General features: G+C 72.1%; 19 protein-coding genes. 13 read left to right on the forward strand and 6 right to left on the reverse strand.

What is annotated here, in order from left to right:
• Positions 1-45 precede the first annotated feature (45 nt).
• From J2S44_RS18640 to pheA, 4 genes are all read left to right on the forward strand, one after another.
• Positions 46-798, forward strand: coding sequence for a hypothetical protein (locus tag J2S44_RS18640; RefSeq protein WP_310415441.1), 753 nt, complete (start codon positions 46-48; stop codon positions 796-798).
• Positions 799-1057: 259 nt separating this feature from the next.
• On the forward strand, positions 1058-1510 hold the full coding sequence (locus J2S44_RS18645; protein ID WP_310415444.1) for a PAS domain-containing protein: 453 nt from the start codon (positions 1058-1060) through the stop codon (positions 1508-1510).
• A gap of 130 nt (positions 1511-1640) precedes the next feature.
• Complete coding sequence (locus tag J2S44_RS18650) at positions 1641-2183, forward strand: hypothetical protein (protein ID WP_310415447.1); 543 nt, start codon at positions 1641-1643, stop codon at positions 2181-2183.
• Between the two features lie 75 nt (positions 2184-2258).
• Entirely contained in the window at positions 2259-3191 is a 933-nt protein-coding gene (gene pheA / locus J2S44_RS18655) for a prephenate dehydratase (RefSeq protein WP_310415450.1), read from the forward strand.
• A gap of 141 nt (positions 3192-3332) precedes the next feature.
• On the opposite strand, the gene J2S44_RS18660 is transcribed toward pheA, so the two are convergent.
• The 3 genes from J2S44_RS18660 to J2S44_RS18670 are packed head-to-tail and all read right to left on the reverse strand — an operon-like array spanning position 3333 to position 4959.
• Positions 3333-4067, reverse strand: coding sequence for an AIM24 family protein (locus J2S44_RS18660; RefSeq protein ID WP_310415453.1), 735 nt, complete (start codon positions 4065-4067; stop codon positions 3333-3335).
• Positions 4068-4120: 53 nt separating this feature from the next.
• Complete coding sequence (locus J2S44_RS18665) at positions 4121-4468, reverse strand: metallopeptidase family protein (RefSeq protein WP_310429761.1); 348 nt, start codon at positions 4466-4468, stop codon at positions 4121-4123.
• 59 nt (positions 4469-4527) lie between these two features.
• Positions 4528-4959: an OsmC family protein gene (locus J2S44_RS18670; protein ID WP_310415455.1), complete on the reverse strand. Its 432-nt coding sequence runs from the start codon at positions 4957-4959 to the stop codon at positions 4528-4530.
• 153 nt (positions 4960-5112) lie between these two features.
• Here J2S44_RS18670 and J2S44_RS18675 point away from each other — a divergent pair, with 153 nt between their 5' ends.
• The 4 genes from J2S44_RS18675 to J2S44_RS18690 all read left to right on the forward strand — a co-directional run bounded on the left by J2S44_RS18675 (position 5113) and on the right by J2S44_RS18690 (position 9069).
• A complete protein-coding gene (locus J2S44_RS18675; RefSeq protein ID WP_310415458.1) occupies positions 5113-5904 on the forward strand; it encodes a hypothetical protein in 792 nt (263 codons plus the stop codon).
• A gap of 56 nt (positions 5905-5960) precedes the next feature.
• On the forward strand, positions 5961-7247 hold the full coding sequence (gene serS, locus J2S44_RS18680) for a serine--tRNA ligase (RefSeq protein WP_310415461.1): 1287 nt from the start codon (positions 5961-5963) through the stop codon (positions 7245-7247).
• 158 nt (positions 7248-7405) lie between these two features.
• Entirely contained in the window at positions 7406-8260 is an 855-nt protein-coding gene (locus J2S44_RS18685) for an HAD family hydrolase (protein WP_310415463.1), read from the forward strand.
• Complete coding sequence (locus J2S44_RS18690; RefSeq protein WP_310415466.1) at positions 8260-9069, forward strand: HAD family hydrolase; 810 nt, start codon at positions 8260-8262, stop codon at positions 9067-9069. Before J2S44_RS18685 ends, J2S44_RS18690 begins: the two co-directional genes overlap by 1 nt.
• 50 nt (positions 9070-9119) lie before the next feature.
• Here J2S44_RS18690 and J2S44_RS18695 read toward each other — a convergent pair whose 3' ends face one another.
• Positions 9120-9695, reverse strand: a complete 576-nt coding sequence (locus J2S44_RS18695; protein ID WP_310415469.1) for a bacterial proteasome activator family protein — start codon at positions 9693-9695, stop codon at positions 9120-9122.
• Between the two features lie 270 nt (positions 9696-9965).
• Between J2S44_RS18695 and J2S44_RS18700 the strand changes: the two genes are divergently transcribed.
• Positions 9966-11111 (forward strand): ABC transporter substrate-binding protein, encoded by a 1146-nt coding sequence (locus J2S44_RS18700; RefSeq protein ID WP_310415473.1) that lies wholly within the window; start codon positions 9966-9968, stop codon positions 11109-11111.
• A gap of 121 nt (positions 11112-11232) precedes the next feature.
• Here J2S44_RS18700 and ddaH read toward each other — a convergent pair whose 3' ends face one another.
• A complete protein-coding gene (gene ddaH / locus J2S44_RS18705) occupies positions 11233-12057 on the reverse strand; it encodes a dimethylargininase (protein ID WP_374727995.1) in 825 nt (274 codons plus the stop codon).
• Positions 12058-12128: 71 nt separating this feature from the next.
• Between ddaH and J2S44_RS18710 the strand changes: the two genes are divergently transcribed.
• Complete coding sequence (locus J2S44_RS18710) at positions 12129-12566, forward strand: Lrp/AsnC family transcriptional regulator (RefSeq protein WP_310415478.1); 438 nt, start codon at positions 12129-12131, stop codon at positions 12564-12566.
• Positions 12567-13275: 709 nt separating this feature from the next.
• Here the strand turns inward: J2S44_RS18710 and fdhD are convergent.
• The gene (fdhD, locus tag J2S44_RS18715) at positions 13276-14142 is read right to left on the reverse strand and encodes a formate dehydrogenase accessory sulfurtransferase FdhD (RefSeq protein ID WP_310415481.1); all 867 of its coding nucleotides are present in this window, start codon (positions 14140-14142) and stop codon (positions 13276-13278) included.
• 365 nt (positions 14143-14507) lie between these two features.
• On the opposite strand from fdhD, the gene mobA reads away from it, so the two are divergent.
• The 3 genes from mobA to J2S44_RS18730 all read left to right on the forward strand — a co-directional run bounded on the left by mobA (position 14508) and on the right by J2S44_RS18730 (position 16569).
• Positions 14508-15134: a molybdenum cofactor guanylyltransferase gene (mobA, locus tag J2S44_RS18720; protein ID WP_310415484.1), complete on the forward strand. Its 627-nt coding sequence runs from the start codon at positions 14508-14510 to the stop codon at positions 15132-15134.
• Positions 15135-15149: 15 nt separating this feature from the next.
• A complete protein-coding gene (locus tag J2S44_RS18725; protein ID WP_374727865.1) occupies positions 15150-15395 on the forward strand; it encodes a DUF6457 domain-containing protein in 246 nt (81 codons plus the stop codon).
• Positions 15396-15477: 82 nt separating this feature from the next.
• Entirely contained in the window at positions 15478-16569 is a 1092-nt protein-coding gene (locus tag J2S44_RS18730; protein WP_310415487.1) for a T3SS (YopN, CesT) and YbjN peptide-binding chaperone 1, read from the forward strand.
• Positions 16570-16593: the final 24 nt, after the last annotated feature.

Genomic DNA, 16593 nt, shown 5'->3' on the forward strand with positions numbered 1-16593 from the left:
CCGTAGTGTCACGACAACCAATGGGACCTTTTGCCGGAGGTACCGATGTCTGTCTTTTCCGCTCGTACAACCGTCCCCACTCAACGTGCGCTCACCGCCGGCGAGACCCGTCCCCGCCAGGACGACGGACTCCCGGTGCCGCTGGACGCGGTGCGTCCGGGCCCGATGGAATGGGCCCGTCGCCGCCGTGCCGAGCGGGACGCCCGCCGGATCGAGGCCGCCGGCCACCGTGCTCTGTCGCGGCTGGACCGTCTCGGCCCCGCCTGGCACATCGTCGACTGGCCGCGTGCCGACATGCCGAGCCAGCTGCTCGACCTGGACACCGCTCCGGACGAGCGCGCCGGATTCCTGGCGATCGGTCCGGGCGGCATCTTCGCCGTCGCGGTCGCGGATCACGGCCGGGCCCGCGTGCTCATCGCGGGCGACGTCGTCCAGATCAACGGGAAGCGCCCGAACTACGTGGCCGAGGCCAAGCGCGACGCCAAGCGCGCCGCCAAGGCCCTCTCCGCCGCGGTCGGCCACACGATCCCGGTCACGCCCGTGCTCACGTTCGTGGGGACCGGTGTGATCAGCGTCTACGGCCTGCCGAAGGACTGTCTCGTGGCCACCGACCGTGAGCTGGACCGGCTCCTGGTCGCCGGTGGCGCGCGGATCAGCGCGGAGACCGCCACCAAGCTCACCGCGGTCGCCGAGCACCCGTCGACCTGGCTGAACGCGCCCTACCGGGCCGCCGCCGACAACTACCGGTGGTACGCCGAAGGCCGGACCGCGGCTGACAAGCGCACGCCTCGCCGGTAACGTTTCAACGACGCCGCCGCGAACGACGCCCGGCGGGCAGGACGGCAGAGCCGATCACCGCACCCGGTTGGTCGGCGCCGCCGTCCGGCCCGCCACCGGCCGTTCGGGTCCGGGTCTGTTCGGCTTCGAGTCCGTGTGGATCCGGGTCCGTTCAAGCCCGGGTCTGTCGGCATCCCGCCACGGCCGAAGCGATCTTTCGGGCTAGAGTTGTCGGGTCCGGCCCGCCACGGTCCGTCGACACAGGGTTGGGAGGCGTGTGTTGGCACACCAGATCGAGCTGTCGCTCTCCGGGCACCAGTTCGCGTCGCCGGTCACCGCGCACCCGTCCGGCATGGCAGGCTGGGCCGCGGTCGCGGCGTCCGCCACCGAGCAGTGCCTGGTGATCGACACCGACCTGGCGATCGTCGCGGCGTCGCCGTCCTGCTGCACGCTGCTCGGCATGGGTGACCCGCTCGAGGTCGTCGGCCGTCCGCTGCTCGACGTGCTGCGCCTGATCGACTTCACGGCCAACCGCAACGCGCTCACCGAGTCGGACATCGACAAGATCCCGCCGCTGCTCGCGGTCACGTCCGGCCGGCTGGCCCGCGGCCTGATGCGCGTCGACGGCGCGGCCCAGCCCGGCACCGACGAGACGGTCGACGGCATCGCCACTCCCCTGTTCCAGGACGCGGCGGTCAGCGGCTCCCTCACGTTCTTCGCGCAGATCACCTAGGCCCCGGATCCGGTCGTCGCCGGCGATCCACCGCGCGCGGGCGCCACGCGCAGATGACGCCAGTTTTGGGTCCTGGCTTTCCGCCGGAACGGGCTTAACATCTGTCTTCGTGCCGGTCTCGCGTACCCTCGTGGCTCTTGGGGTCTCTGTTCTGGGCGTGGTGGTGCTCGCCGCGTGCGGCGCGCCGCCCGGGTTCGAGGAGCAGACCTGGACCCGTCCCGCGGTGTCCGCGCCCGCGTCCGTGCCGGTGCTGGACGTTCCCTCGATGCCGGTGCCGTGGCTGACGCCGACGGTCGAGCCGAGCGGCGCATACGCGGAGACCGTGCTGGTGCCGTGCCAGGGCGAGCCGGCCGCGTCCGACGTGATCGCGGTGCTGCGACGGACCGGCGACCTGGTGCCGGCCGCCGGGGGCGCGCGGGTGACCAGCGGCCCGTTCTGCGCCGGCACGTGGCACCTCAGCCTGGTCTCGGTCCCGGCGGCGGAACCGCTGTTCGTGGTGACCAGCGGCCCGCCGGAGAGCCTGAAGCTCGTCACCGCGGGCACGAACGTGTGCTCGGCCCGGGTGCGCGGCGCCGCGCCGTCCGCGATCCGCGCCGCCGCCTGCGGCGAGGCCCCGCTTCCCACCGCCACACCGACCTCGTCCCCGACACCGACGAGCGCCTTCCGGATCTGAAGCCCTCGAACGAGCGCTTCTCAGAGCCGAAGCGGGGTGCGGCCGTCGCGGCGGGGCAGGGCCTAAGGTGGCGGTATGCGCTTCGTCTATCTGGGCCCGGAGGCCACGTTCACCGAGCAGGCGTTGCTCACGGTGGCGGAGGCGGCGGCCGGTGAACGGGTGCCGGCGCGCAGCGTGCCGGAGGCGCTGGACGCGGTGCGTGGCGGTGACGCGGACGCCGCGCTGGTCCCGCTGGAGAACTCGATCGGCGGCGCGGTCCCGATCACGCTGGACGAGTTGATCGCCGGCGCGCCCCTGATGATCACCCGTGAGGTGGTGATCCCGGTCGAGTTCGTGCTCGGTGCGCGCGCCGGCACGCCGCTCGACGCGATCCGCACCGTGGCCGCGCACCCGCAGGCGTCCACCCAGTGCCGCAACTGGCTGCGCACCCACCTGCCGGACGCCGAGGTCACCGACGTGCTCTCCAACTCGGCCGCGGCGATCGCGGCCGCGGCCGGTGAGTTCGACGCCGCGATCTGCGCCCCGCTCGGCGCCGCGCGCTACGAGCTGGCCGTGCTCGCCGACAAGATCGCCGACCACTCGCATGCGGTCACCCGGTTCGCGCTGGTCACCCGCCCGGCGACGCCGCCGGCACCGACCGGCGACGATCTCACGTCGCTGGCGCTGGTGATCCGGCACGACCAGGTCGGCGCGCTGCTGACCGTGCTGACCGAGCTCTCCGTCCGCGGCATCAACCTGACCCGCATCGAGTCGCGCCCGACCGGCGAGGCCCTCGGCCGCTACGTCTTCTTCCTCGACTGCGCCGGGCACGTCGCGGAGACCCGGTTCGGCGAGGCCCTCCAGGGGCTGCGGCGGGTGTGCGCGGACGTCCGGTTCCTCGGCTCCTATCCGCGCCACCGCTGGGCGCCGGACCTCGACCACCCGGTGCCGGCCCCGGCGGGCCTGTCCGACGAGTCCTTCGCCGCGTCCGCCGCCTGGGTCGACCGCCTCCGCCACGGCGACTACTGACCGTACGCCGGGCGGAGAGCGGTGCTGGTTCTTCGCCGGCCACGACGGGACCGGCAGGGAGGAGCGCCAGCGACGACCGGTGCCCGCGGGAGCGTGCGGGCCGGATGACGCCGGAAGCGGGAAAATCCGCTTCTGGACGGGTCAGTCGAGCAGGCCGCCGAGGAGGCCGCCGCCGCTGTTGCTCTGGCCGCCGGCGACCGCGTGGCCGCCCGGGGGCTCCTCGGAGGGCTGCACGACGACGAAGCCCTGACCGGCGAAGCTCATCGTGAAGGCCTCACCGGTGGAGCGGCCGAGGAGCGTGCCGATGCCGAGCTGGTCGGCGCGGTGGTAGCCGGTCTGCAGGTTGGCGGACCAGGCGATGGCGGCCTGCGGGTCGACGTACGTCGGGGCGTCGATGTTGAGCACGACGGGGCTGCCGTTGGACGTGACCGCGATCCGGCCGTAGCCGGTGAAGACGCAGTTGAAGAGGCCGGCGGAGGACATCATGCCCATGCCCTGGACCATCTTGATGTCGTAGTTGAGCGTCGGGTCGAAGGCCAGCACGTTCGCCCCGTTGATCGACAGGGCGTCGCCGTGCTCCAGGTCGATGATGTGGATGTCGGCGGCGCGGTCCGCGAGGAAGAGGTCGCCGTGGCCGGTGACCTTCATCAGCGGGACGCCCTCGCCGGTGAGCTGCTTCTTGATGAACTTGCCGAGACCGCCGGAGCCCAGCGCCTGGAACTGCATCTGGCCCTGGTAGGCGACCATCGTGCCGGTGCGGGCCATCATCTCGCCGTTGAGCTGGTATTTCAGCATCTTCGAGTTCTGCAGCCGCATGCCGGGGTGCTGATCCTGGTTGTTCTCCAGGTTCTCCGCGGAGAAGAGGGCGCTGCGCATGATGGTTCCTCCAGCCAGACCGAATCGTTCCGCTTCGAGCCTAGATCGGCCGTTCAACCCCAGCCGAGATCGTGCAGCCGCGCGTCGTCGATGCCGAAGTGGTGGGCGATCTCGTGGACCACGGTCACCGCGACCTCGTCGACCACGTCGTCCTCGCTGTCGCAGACGCGCAGGATCGGGTGGCGGTAGATGGTGATCCGGTCGGGCAGCACGCCGGCGTAGTCCCAGCCACGCTCGGTCAGCGCGTGCCCCTCGTAGAGGCCGAGCAGCTCGGGCTCGCCGGGCGGGGAGTCGTCCTCGACCAGGATGACGACGTTGTCCATCAGCCGGAGCAGCTCCTCCGGCACCTCGTCGAGCGCCTCGCCGACGAGTTCCTCGAAGCGGTCGCGGTCCATCTCCACGGGCACGCGCCCCACTATGCCAGCGCCGGGCCGGCTGACCGCCGGCCCGGAACCGGTGATCAGGCGAGTTTCGCGGAGAGCGTGATTTCCTGGACGCCCGGCGCGAGCAGGCGGGAGATCGGGCAGTTGGCCTTGGCCTCCTCCGCGATCTTGAGGAACGTCGACTCGTCGATCCCGGGCACGTCGCCCGTGGTCTCCAGATCGATCTTGGTGATGGAGAAGCCCGCGTCCGTCTGGCCCATGTGGACCTTGGCGGTGGAGTCCACGGACGTCGGCGTGAAACCCGCGTCCGAGAGGGCCTTGGAGAACGCCATCGAGAAGCAGCCGGCGTGCGCGGCGCCGATCAGCTCCTCCGGGTTCGTCCCCTCACCCTCCTCGAAGCGGGACTTGAACGAGTAGTTGCCCTGGAGGCCGCCCTTGCCGGTGCGGACCGTCCCGGAACCCTCGGTGAGATTGCCCTGCCAGCGGGCAGAGCCGGAGCGAATTGGCATACCTGCGACGCTAGCCCAATCCGTGCGCCGGTGCGCCCGTGCCACGAAAGACACCGGGGAACCCGCAACCGGTCTCGGGACTGTGACGTCATGTCCATGAGAGCTGAAATCCCAGGCCGGCGTGGAACAATCCTTCGGAGGGAGGCGGATCCCATGGAGCAGCAGACGCCCCGAGAGCCCGGCGCCGCGATCAACGGTCATTCGGTGCCGGACCTGCTCGACACCCGTGGCGACGAGCAGACCCCGGACCCGTCCGGCGGTACGCCGCCCGCCCGCTCCGCACGCTGGCGCCGCCGGCTGCGGCCGGACCTCACGGTGCTGCGGGGCGTCGCGTTGCTCGGTGCGGCCGGCGTGTTCGGCTCGCTGGTCACCGAGTGGCAGCGGTACGACGTGCCGCTCGACGACGGCGGGGAGGACATCGGCCCGGCGGTCGTCGAGCCGATCCGGGTGTACCTGGACCAGCTGGGCGTGCTCGCCTACGGCTACCTCGGCGCCGCGATCGCGCTGGCCGGCTGCGTCGCGCTGGCGCTGTTCGGCCGCCCGTCAGGCCGGGCACAGAGCCGCGTGCTGGCGCTGGCCATGACCGGTGCCGCGCTCGCCTGTGTCGCCGCGGTGATCTTCTCCGGCGACTCCGAGACGATCCGCCTCGGCGGGCTGGTCTACTCCTCCGGCGAGACCGACTTCACGCTGCACACCGAGATGGGCACCTGGTACGCGCTGGCCGGCGTCGCGCTGCTCGGGCTCGCCGCCTACCTCACGCCCCGCCCGCGTACCGTCCCGGCCGCCGCGAGCGACCCGGACGGCGACCCGGACGGCGACGAGTGGCGGCAGCCGGTGGTGCCGCGGCACGCGGACGAGACGCCGGGCGCGCCGCTGGACCTCAGCGTGGAGCCGGTCGAGCCGTTCCACCGCTCCTTCGACGACCGGCGGGAACCCTGGCGCTGACCGCGGCCGGGATATCGGCGTGAGCGTTCCGACGCGTCCCGGTAGGCTCAACAACCGTGATTGATCTGCGCCTGCTTCGTGACAACCCGGACGCGCTCCGAGCGAGCCAGCGCCAGCGGGGTGAGTCGGACTCCGTCGTCGACGAGCTGCTGTCGGCGGACGAGTCCCGGCGGTCGGCGGTGCAGCGCTTCGAGTCACTGCGCGCGGAGCAGAAGACGCTCGGCAAGCAGATCCCGAAGGCCGCGCCGGACGAGAAGGCGACGCTGCTCGCCCGCACCAAGGAGCTGGCCGCCGAGGTGAAGGCCGCGGAGGCCGCGGTCGGCGAGGCCGAGGCGGAGCTGAAGCGCGCGCAGTTCGCGATCCCGAACCTGGTCGAGGACGGCGCGCCGGCCGGCGGCGAGGACGACTACGTGGTGCTGCGCGAGGTGACGCCGGACGGCCGGCTCGGCGCGGACCGCGACCCGGGCTTCAAGATCAAGGATCACCTGGAGCTGGGCGAGTCGCTCGGCGCGATCGACATGGAGCGCGGGGCGAAGGTCTCGGGCAGCCGGTTCTACTACCTGACCGGCGTCGGCGCGCTGCTGGAGCTGGCACTGCTGCAGATGGCGATCTCGCAGTCGGTGGAGTACGGCTTCACCCCGATGATCCCGCCGGTGCTGGTCAAGCCGGAGTCGATGGAGGGCACCGGCTTCCTCGGCGCGCACGCCAGCGAGATCTACCGCCTGGAGGCGGACGACCTATTCCTGGTCGGCACGTCGGAGGTGCCGCTCGCGGCGTACCACAGCGACGAGATCCTGGACCTCTCCGAACCGCGACGGTACGCGGGCTGGTCGACCTGCTTCCGGCGCGAGGCCGGCTCCTACGGGCGGGACACCCGCGGCATCATCCGGGTGCACCAGTTCGACAAGGTCGAGATGTTCAGCTACTGCCGGCCGGAGGAGGCGCAGGAGGAGCACCTGCGGCTGCTGGCCTGGGAGGAGCAGATGCTGGCCAAGTGCGAGCTGCCGTACCGGGTGATCGACACCGCGGCCGGCGACCTCGGCACCAGCGCGGCCCGCAAGTACGACTGCGAGGCGTGGGTGCCGTCGCAGGGCGCGTACCGGGAGCTGACCTCGACGTCGAACTGCACCACGTTCCAGGCCCGCCGGCTCAACGTGCGGTACCGGGACGCGGACGGCAAGACGCAGATCGCGGCCACGCTGAACGGCACGCTCGCCACCACCCGGTGGATCGTCGCGATCCTGGAGAACCACCAGCAGCCGGACGGCTCGGTCCGGGTGCCGAAGATGCTGCAGCCATTCCTGGGTGGCCGTGAGCGGCTGGAGCCGGTCACCAAGCGCTGAGATCCTGTTGATTGCTACGTCACGGAGAAGTCGTGGTGGCGTAGCAATCAGTGAGCTATGGTTGCTCTCCCCCGCCGCCGGGAGCGGATCAGCCGTCCCGGTGCGGGGCAGGCGAGGGAGAGTGCCAGATGGGTATGCAGTCTTCAGTCGCGTCAGGGGTGGGCGGTCGGGCACTGGTCGCCCCGGAGGCGCGGGCGCGGGTCGGTCTGCCGAAGCTGATCGCCACCGACCTCGACGGGACGCTCGTCCGGAGCGACGACACGGTCTCCGATTTCACCCACTCCGTGCTGGACCGGGTGCGCGCGGCCGGCATACCCGTGGTCGGCGCGACCGGCCGCGGCCCGCGGCTGACGGAGCTGACCCGCAACGACATCCGGGACGCGGACTTCCTGGTGATGGCCGGCGGTGGTCGCGTCGTCGACCAGCGCGACGTGCGCGACCCGATCGTGCTGCGCGACGCCCGGCTCCCCTCCGCGGACCTGACCCGCGCGCTCACCCTGCTGGAGGCCGCGGCGGAGGGCCCGCTCCTGGTCATGGTCGAGGCCTCGGACGAGCACGACGCCCCGCTCTGGGGCGACCTGGACCCGCACTGGCGGTACGACCGGATAGAGCAGCGCTCCCGCGTCGAGTGCCTGGACCGCGACGTCATCAAGGCGTTCGCCCGGGCACCGCACCTGGACGTGGACGACCTGCTGGCCCGCGCGCAGGCGGTGATCCCGCCGTCGCTGGCCTCGGTCACCCAGGCCGGGCTCGGCTACGTGGAGATCGCGCCACCCGGCGTGGACAAGGCGAGCGGCCTGGCCGTGGTCGCGGCGCACCTCGGCATCGACCCGGCGGACGTGCTGGTCTTCGGCGACATGCCCAACGACCTGCCGATGTTCCGCTGGGCCGGGTGGGGCCGGGTCGCGGTGACGAACGCGCATCCGTCCGTGCGCGCGGCCGCCGACGAGGTCACGCTGCGCAACGACGACGACGGCGTGGCGGTCTTCCTGGATCGGCTACTCTCGCTCTGATGGACAGCCCGCCGCGCCTGGTCGCCACGGACATCGACGGCACGCTGGTGCGCAGCGACCGCACGATCAGCCCCCGGACGATCGCCGTGCTGGAACGGCTGGCCGCCTCCGGGGTGCCGGTCGTGCTGGTCACCGGGCGGCCGATCCGCTGGCTGAACCAGGTCTACGACCAGCTCAGCACGCCACTGCCGGCGGTCTGCGCGAACGGTGCGGTGATCTACGACCCGGACACGGACACGCCGCTGCACACCGCGCCGATGGACCCGGAGATGCTGTCCCGGGTCGCGGAGCGGCTGCGCGCGGAGATCCCGGGCATCGTGCTGGCGGTCGAGATCGAGGACAGCCGGCACATGCTGCACGAGCAGGAGTGGCCGGTCCGGTACGAGTCCGGCCTGCCCACGATCCGGGTGGTCGGCTCGCCGGAGGAGATCACCTCCGCGCCCGCGGTGAAGCTGCTGGCCCGGTCCGGCAGCCGGGACGCGGACGAGTTCGCCGCGCTGGTCAACGGGTGCCTCACCGGGCTGGCCGAGGCGACCCACTCGTCGTACTCCGGGCTGGTGGAGATCTCCGCGGTCGGCGTGACCAAGGCGGCCGGGCTGGAGTGGTACTGCCGGCGGCACGGTGTGGACGCGGCGGACGTGATCGCGTTCGGCGACATGCCGAACGACCTGCCGATGCTCACCTGGGTGGGCCGGCCGATCGCGATGGCGAACGGGCACCCGGCCGTCCTCGAGATCGCCGCGGACACCACCCTGTCCAACGACGAGGACGGCGTCGCGGCGTACCTGGAGAAGGTCTTCGGCTTCTAGGCGTGTTGGCGGATCTGCGCCGGCCTGCGGCGAGATCCGCCAACCGTGTCCTAGAGGTACTGGCCGGTGCGGCCGTGGCCGGTGGCGTCCGCGTTCGGCGCCATGCCGGGCGGCAGACCGCCGGGGCCGGCCGGCAGCGCCGGGCGGCCGCCGCGCATCTGCTCCAGCTGCAGGCGGGCCGCCATCTGCTGGGCGACCAGCGCGGCCTGGATGCCGTGGAACAGGCCCTCCAGCCAGCCGACCAGCTGGGCCTGGGCGATGCGCAGCTCCGCGTCGCTCGGCGGGGTGTCGCCCTCGAACGGCAGGGACAGCCGCTCCAGTTCCTCGCGCAGCTCCGGCGCGAGACCGTCCTCCAGCTCGGCGATCGAGCGCTGGTGGATCTCGCGCAGCCGGCCCCGGCTCGCCTCGTCCAGCGGTGCGGCCTTGACCTCCTCCAGCAGCTGCTTGATCATGCTGCCGATCCGCATGACCTTCGCCGGCTGCTCGATCAGGCGGGACGGGTCCTCGGCCTCGGCCGCGTCGCCGGTCGCGACGGTGCCCAGCGGGCTGCCGTCCGGCCCGACCACGAGCACGGTGCCGTCCTTCTCTTCGTTCGTGCTGGGGGATGCCTCGCTCATGGCTCCCATCTTCGCTCACCGGTCGAGGTGCCCGCCAAGGGTGGCGGTACCGCCGGGGTCGGGTCACGTCGCCCACCGGAGTGAGGAGCACCCGGACCCACAACACGGCTCAATGTCCCAGGATTGGGGCATTGACGAAGTCCCCTCGAGCAGGTAGACACCGCAGTGACCCGGAGATCGGAAACTGTTTCAGGTGGGAGCGAACGCGTGTCGCACATGGACCGACGGCGGGCACTGCGCATTTTCACGGGGCTTGGCGCAGGGATCGGAATGGCGGGAATGTCCGGTGTGGTTGCCGGTTGCGGCGGCGGCGACTCCGAGGCCGAGGCCACCGGCAAGATCACCGACAAGGTGCTCAAGGTCGGCGTGATCGCGCCACTCAGTGGCGACCGGCAGCCGGCCGGCGACGAGATCATCAACGGCCTGAAGCTCTATCTCGACTTCAACAACGGCCTGCTCGGCGGGCATGCGATCGAGCTGGTCACCGCCGAGGAGGGCGACAGCGAGCAGACCGCGACCGCCGCGGCGGACCAGTTGATCAATAGCGGCGTCTCGGCGATCGTCGGCGTCAGCAATTCGATGCTGGTGAGCGCGGTCAGCGGCAAGATCGAAAGCGCCAAGATCCCGATGCTGGGCACCGGTGGCGGACCGGCGAGTGTGAGCAGCGCGGTTTTCACGTGGTCCACGTCGTACGTGGACGACGAACCGGGCGAAGCGCTCGGAACGTATATGAAAACCACTGTGAAAAGCGGCAAGATCGCAATGATCGCGCCGGCCGCCAGCGGGCGGGACGCGGTCGACGGTTTCCGCAGCGCGTTCGGTAACAGCGCGCCGCAGATCTCCGACGGCCCGATCTGGATGCCGGACACGTACAACCCGTCCGCCGGTGAGCTGATCGAGGCCATCGAGGCGATCGAGCAGTTGAACGCGGACGTGCTGTTCTGCCACGCGTTCGGGCCGGCCGCGGTCACGCTGGTCAAGCAGATGCGCGCGTCCGGGCTGGACCAGCCGATCTACGCGCCCGGGCTGTTCACCGAGGGCACGAACCTGGCACAGATGGACACGCTGGCCGAGGGCATCTTCACCGCCCACAACTACGCGGCGGACCTGGCCAACACGTTCAACCAGCGGTTCGCGGACAACTACCGGCGCCGCTTCTCCGCGATCCCGACCGCGGCGTCGGTCGCCGCGTACGACGCCGGCCAGGTGCTGGACCGCGCGATCGGGATCACCAAGGCCGAGGGCCCGAGCGCGCAGGACATCAACCGGGCGATCGGGCAGGTCGGCACGATCGACAGCCCGCGCGGGTCGTGGCAGTTCAACCAGCCGCGGACGCCGCAGCAGAAGTGGTACCTGCGCGAGGTCCGCCGCGACGGCACCCAGCTGGCCAACGTCCTGATCTCCGAGTTGTCGACCCTGGGCTGAACCGTCCGGCGCCGAGGTCCGCGCGCCGGCTCGGCGTCACTCCCGGCGCCGGCGGGTGACCCTCCGCGGGTCACCCGGCGGCCCTGGTCACCCGGCGGCCCTGGTCACCCGGCGGCCCTGGTCACCCGCGCAGCTCGGCGACGCAGCACTTGACGCTGCCGCCACCCTTCTTCAGCTCGGAGAGCTCGACCGGGACCGGCGTGAAGCCGGCCGCGGCCAGCCTCGCGGCGAGGGCGGCGGCGTCACTGTTGAGCACCACGTGGCGGCCGTCGCTGACCAGGTTCAGGCCGAAGTCGAGCGCGTCCGCCTCGTCGGCGAGCACGGCGTCCGGGAAGAGCCGCCGCAGCACGCGCTGGGAGCCCGCGGAGAACGCGCCGGGGTAGTAGGCGATCGTCCGGTCGTCCAGCGCGGCGAGCGCGGTGTCCAGGTGGTAGAAGCGCGGGTCGGTCAGGTGCAGCGGGACGATCGGGCGGCCGAGCACCTCCACCGCCTCGGCGTGCGCGGGCGGTGCGGTGCGGAAGCCGTACCCGGCGAGGATCAGCCCACCCGCGACGCCCGGCAGGTAGGCGAAGTCGCCCTCACCCTCGTTGATCTCGGCCGACTCGGTGTGCGGCCAGCCGTGCGTGGTGTAGAACGCGCGGTGCGCCGCCGCCTCGGCACCGCGCTGCGGGAACCGGAAGCGGGCACCGTAGGCGACGCCGTCGACCGTGAACGCGCCGTTCGCCGCGAAGACCATGTCGGGCAGGCCCGGGTCGGGGTCCAGGGTGTGCACGGTGTGGCCCAGCTCGATCAGAATCTCGCGGAGCCGTTCCCACTGCTTGACCGCGAGGTCCGCGTCGACCGGCACGCCGGTGTCCATCCACGGGTTGATCTCGTACTCGACGCGGAAGAAGCGCGGCGAGCACATCAGATAAGTCCGACAAATGGGCTTACGTTCCCCGACCATCATGCCTCTAGACAGTAGGTACGCTCGAGCGCGGGAAACAGATCGGAACGCTGCGTGAAAGGAGCGGATCGTTGCAGATAGACGCCGTGGATCAGCAGATCATTGCGTCACTGGTGGCGGACGCCCGCTCGTCCTACTCCGAGATCGGCGCGCGCGTCTCGCTCTCCGCCCCCGCGGTCAAACGCCGCGTCGACCGGTTACGCGCGGCCGGCGTCATCAAGGGATTCACCACGGTCGTCGACCCGGCCGCGGTCGGCTGGCACACCGAAGCCTTCGTCGAGCTGTTCTGCACCGGCCGCACCACGCCCGCACAGATCACGGTCGCGGCCCGCCGCCACCCCGAGGTGCTCGCCGCCTACACCGTCTCCGGCGAGGCCGACGCGATCGTCCACCTGCGCGCCGCCGACATGGCCCACCTCGAACAGGCCCTGGAACGCCTCCGCGCCGAACAGTTCGTCACCTCCACCCGCAGCATGATCGTCCTGTCCCGCCTGGTCTCCAGCATCTAGCGCCCGACGGCGGGACGGTCCGACGGCGAGGCCGGCTGACGGCGAAGCTGGCTGACGGGCGGGGCGGTCCGGCGGAGGGGCGGTTCACGACCGGCACAGGGTTTTTCCCACTTCCGGCGTGGTTGCGTTCCGAGTGCTCCCGCGGGCACCGGTCGTCGCTGGCGCTCCTCCCTGCCGGTTCCGCCGCGGCCGGGCCAAAGCCACGCGACTCCCGTCCCGGTCGCGGCATCCGCCGCGCCCTACGTCCTCGCCGGAAGCGATCACAGGCGGCGGACCAGGTCGAAGCCGCCGGTGGCGCGGATCATCGGGTCGCCCGTAACCGGTTCAGCGGCGGCCGGATCAGCGTCGTCAGAAACGAATCGTCGATGTCGACTCCGCCCGGGGGCAGGCGACACGGCACTCACCCGAAGTGCGGCGTCCACCGCGCCCTACGTCCGGGCGGACGCCCGAAAACGCAGGGACGATAAATCGCACCACCCAGCGAGCGCACAAACCCAGCGAGCGCACCGCACCGCACGGCACAACGCACCGCGCGGTGCGCGGCACGGCGCGGTGCGCGGCACGACGCGCTGCGCGGCACGGCGCGGTGCGCGGCACGACGCGCTGCGCGGCACGACGCGCTGCGCGGCACGGCACGGCACGGCGCGCGGCACGGCGCGGTGTGTGTTGCGTGGCGCCGGGGACGTTGTGTGCGGCGGGGTGTTCGTCGTCAGGCGGCCGGGACCGGGGACGGGTGGGTGATGCGGTCGGCGCCGGTGTAGACGTTCATGCTGGTGCCGCGCAGGAAGCCGACCAGCGTCATGCCGGCCTCCTCGGCCAGGTCGACCGCGAGCGTGCTCGGGGCGGAGACCGCGGCGAGCAGCGGCAGGCCGGCCATCCACGCCTTCTGGGTCAGCTCGAAGCTGGCCCGGCCGGAGACCATCAGCAGGTGGCCGGCGAGCGGCACCCGGCCGGCGCGCAACGCCCAGCCGATCACCTTGTCGACCGCGTTGTGCCGGCCGACGTCCTCACGGATCGCCAGCAGCTCGCCGTCCGCGTCGAAGATCGCGGCGGCGTGCAGGCCGCCGGTGCGCTCGAACGCGCGCTGGCGCTCGCGCAGCCGGTCCGGCAGGCCGGCCAGGACCCGTGGCGAGACGCGCATCGGGTCGTCCGCGACCGGGTGCACCGAACGGGTCCGGATCGCGTCGATGCTGGCCTTGCCGCAGACGCCGCACGACGACGTGGTGTAGAAGTTGCGGCTCGGGTCGGTGACCGGCGGCGGCACGTCCGCGGCCAGCACGACGTCCACCACGTTGTACGTGTTCGGCTGGTCGGTGCCGGCGCAGAGCTGCGCGGTCAGCACGTCGTCCGCGGACCGGATCACACCCTCGGTGAACAGGAACCCGAGCGCGAGGTCCAGGTCGTCACCGGGGGTCCGCATGGTGACCGCCAGCGGCGCCCGCCGCCCGGGACCGGCCGGCCCGACCCGGATCTCGAACGGCTCCTCAGCACTCAACGTGTCCGGCCGCCGCCGCACCGATCCGTCGCCGTCCACGTCGATCCGCACGACCGTGCGCCGATCCGTCGCTCTGCCCACGCCCCCACCGTATCCCCGCGCCCCCGCCCCGGCGACCTCCCGACGTCCCCGGCACCATCAGCGGCACGCCGGCCACGCCCCACGGCCCAGGCACGCCCACCCGCACCCGCGGCCCAAGCACTCCGCCCGAGCCCCGCGGCACAAACACTCCACCCGAGCCCTGTGGCACAAGCACGCCGACCCGTGCCCGTGGGCCGGCCACGCCGGACACCGCGACGGTCACGCCCGGCGGCGGGCCGAGGACGTGCGACACCCTGCCGGCCAGGTCGAGTAACGCGTCGCGCGCGCCGCACACGCGCGCAACGTGCCGGCCGCGCCGGACGGCGGGCCGCCACCCGGAACGGTGGGCCGGTTACGTTCGGCGGATGGATGTGCGCGATCGCGGTGTGGTGGTGCTGGCCGGTGGGCGGGGGAGCCGGCTCGGCGGCGTGGTGAAGCCCGGTCTTCCGGTGGGTGGGCGCACGATGCTGTCCCGGGTGCTGGACGCGACGGCCGCGCTGTCGCCGCGCGTGGTGGTCGGGCCGGCCGCGCTCACGATGCCCGCCGGCGTGCTGCGCACCGTGGAGTCGCCGCCCGGCGGCGGGCCGGTCGCCGGTGCCGCCGCCGGCCTGTCCGCGCTGGTTCGCGCGGCCCCCGGCACCCGGCTGGTGGCGCTGCTGGCCGGGGACCTGCCGATGCTCACCCCGGCCGCCCTCGACACACTGGCCGCCGCGCTCGACGCGACCGCCGATGTGGACGGTGCGTGTTTCGTGGACGGGGACGGGCGACGGCAGCTGTTGTGCGGCGTGTGGCGGATGCCGGTGTTGCTGGCGGCGCTGGACGGGCTGGCGGCCGAGCGCGGTGAGCTGGCCGGCGCGTCGATGCGCGCGTTGTTCGCCCGGCTGCGGGTACGGGAGGAGACCTGGGCCGGATCGGGTGTGCCGCCGTGGTTCGACTGCGACACGGAGGAGGATCTACGGCAGGCGGAGACCTGGGCCGCCGACAACCCCTGAGCTGTGGAGGCGACTGTGGCGGGACCCGAGGGTTTGGACGAGTGGGTGGTGGCCGCGGCCGTGGAGCTGGGTCTGGAGCCGGCCGACGTGCCGGTCGGCCTGGTGCTCGACCTGGCCAAGGACGTGGCGCACAACGTGGTGCGGCCGGGGGCACCGGTGACCGCGTTCCTGCTGGGACTGGCGGTGGGCCGGGGCGCGGACCCGACCGACGCGGCGGCCCGGCTCTCCGAGCTCGCGCTGCAGTGGCCGACCCCGTCCTGAGCTGATCGAACAAAAGACGCACGCACTCCCGGACGGCGACGGCCCCTCGGTAGGGTGACCCTGAGGGACGGAGGCGGAGAACATGGCAGCGGCGAATGACCAACCGGCCAAGCAGGCCGACCAGATGAGCGAGCACATCCTGCTCGACGAGCCCACTACGTCCGACCTGCGCGGCAAGGTCACCGACGCGTGGAACGAGTTCGCTCGTGCGCTCGCCGGCGTGCTCCCGTCGCTGCCCGAGGGCGCCTACGTCGAGCTGACGCTGGACCCGACCGCGGCCGGCGTGGGCGAGGCCGTCTACTCCGTGACCATCTCGGTCAAGGAGGACGGGCACGTGCTGGCGTTCGCGGTCAGCAACGCGCAGCTGCCCGAGGGCTACCGGATGGACCGGGCCGCGGTCGCGGAGATGGTCGCGCTCGGCTGGTCGCCACCCGGCGTGGTGGAGGGCTCGGGCGGCCAGTTCGGGTTGCGGACGAACACGCCCGGCGCGTCCCGGCTGGCCACCACGGTGGCGCGCACGCTGCGGGACATCTACGGCGCGCCGCACCCGGCGTTCGTGGTCTACCTGGTGCACGACAGCGAGGACGAGCCGATCGACGCGCCGCCGCTGGGCACCGCGCGGCACGAGCCGTCGATCGGTGACATCGAGCGTGCGGAGCTCGACCTGGAGGAGGCGCTGATCTCCGGCAAGGACGGGGATCCGCTGGCCGGCTTCGAGCTGGAGGACCAGGTCAAGATGGTCATCAGCTCGATGACGAAGATCTCGGTCGAGCAGCTCCAGGTGGACGCGGACGGTGACATCGGCATCCGGGCCGGCTCCGCGATGGTCTTCGTCCGGGTGCGCGACAACCCGCCGCTGGTGGACGTGTTCTCGCCGATCCTGACCGAGATCGAGCCGTCCGAGCAGCTGTACGTGAAGCTGTCCGAGCTGACCAACCGCATGCCGATCGGCCGCCTCTACTGCGCGAACGACACGGTGTGGGCGTCGATCCCGGTTTTCGGCCGCAACTTCCAGGCCACCCACCTGATGCTGGCGGTGCAGGTGATGACCGGCCTGGCGGACGAGCTGGACGACCGGCTGCACGGCGAGTTCGGCGGCAAGCGGTTCTTCGGCGAGGGCGACAAGCCGCCGGTGAAGGAGCCGGAGGACCACCGCACCGGCATGTACCTCTGAGCTGACGGAACGGCCGGGCGCGCT

Origin of the sequence: Catenuloplanes niger (genome assembly GCF_031458255.1) — a bacterium.
GTDB classification, from domain to species: Bacteria; Actinomycetota; Actinomycetes; order Mycobacteriales; family Micromonosporaceae; genus Catenuloplanes; species Catenuloplanes niger.

Bases quoted from the DNA above. Each gene is read 5' to 3' on its own strand.
- J2S44_RS18690 (WP_310415466.1), top strand. From the start codon at position 8,260: ATGGACAGCCCGCCGCGCCTGGTCGCCACGGACATCGACGGCACGCTG.
- mobA (WP_310415484.1), top strand. From the start codon at position 14,508: ATGGATGTGCGCGATCGCGGTGTGGTGGTGCTGGCCGGTGGGCGGGGG.
- pheA (WP_310415450.1), top strand. From the start codon at position 2,259: ATGCGCTTCGTCTATCTGGGCCCGGAGGCCACGTTCACCGAGCAGGCG.
- J2S44_RS18700 (WP_310415473.1), top strand. From the start codon at position 9,966: ATGTCCGGTGTGGTTGCCGGTTGCGGCGGCGGCGACTCCGAGGCCGAG.
- J2S44_RS18670 (WP_310415455.1), bottom strand. From the start codon at position 4,959: ATGCCAATTCGCTCCGGCTCTGCCCGCTGGCAGGGCAATCTCACCGAG.
- J2S44_RS18675 (WP_310415458.1), top strand. From the start codon at position 5,113: ATGGAGCAGCAGACGCCCCGAGAGCCCGGCGCCGCGATCAACGGTCAT.
- J2S44_RS18730 (WP_310415487.1), top strand. From the start codon at position 15,478: ATGGCAGCGGCGAATGACCAACCGGCCAAGCAGGCCGACCAGATGAGC.
- ddaH (WP_374727995.1), bottom strand. From the start codon at position 12,057: ATGGTCGGGGAACGTAAGCCCATTTGTCGGACTTATCTGATGTGCTCG.
- J2S44_RS18640 (WP_310415441.1), top strand. From the start codon at position 46: ATGTCTGTCTTTTCCGCTCGTACAACCGTCCCCACTCAACGTGCGCTC.
- J2S44_RS18695 (WP_310415469.1), bottom strand. From the start codon at position 9,695: ATGGGAGCCATGAGCGAGGCATCCCCCAGCACGAACGAAGAGAAGGAC.
- J2S44_RS18660 (WP_310415453.1), bottom strand. From the start codon at position 4,067: ATGCGCAGCGCCCTCTTCTCCGCGGAGAACCTGGAGAACAACCAGGAT.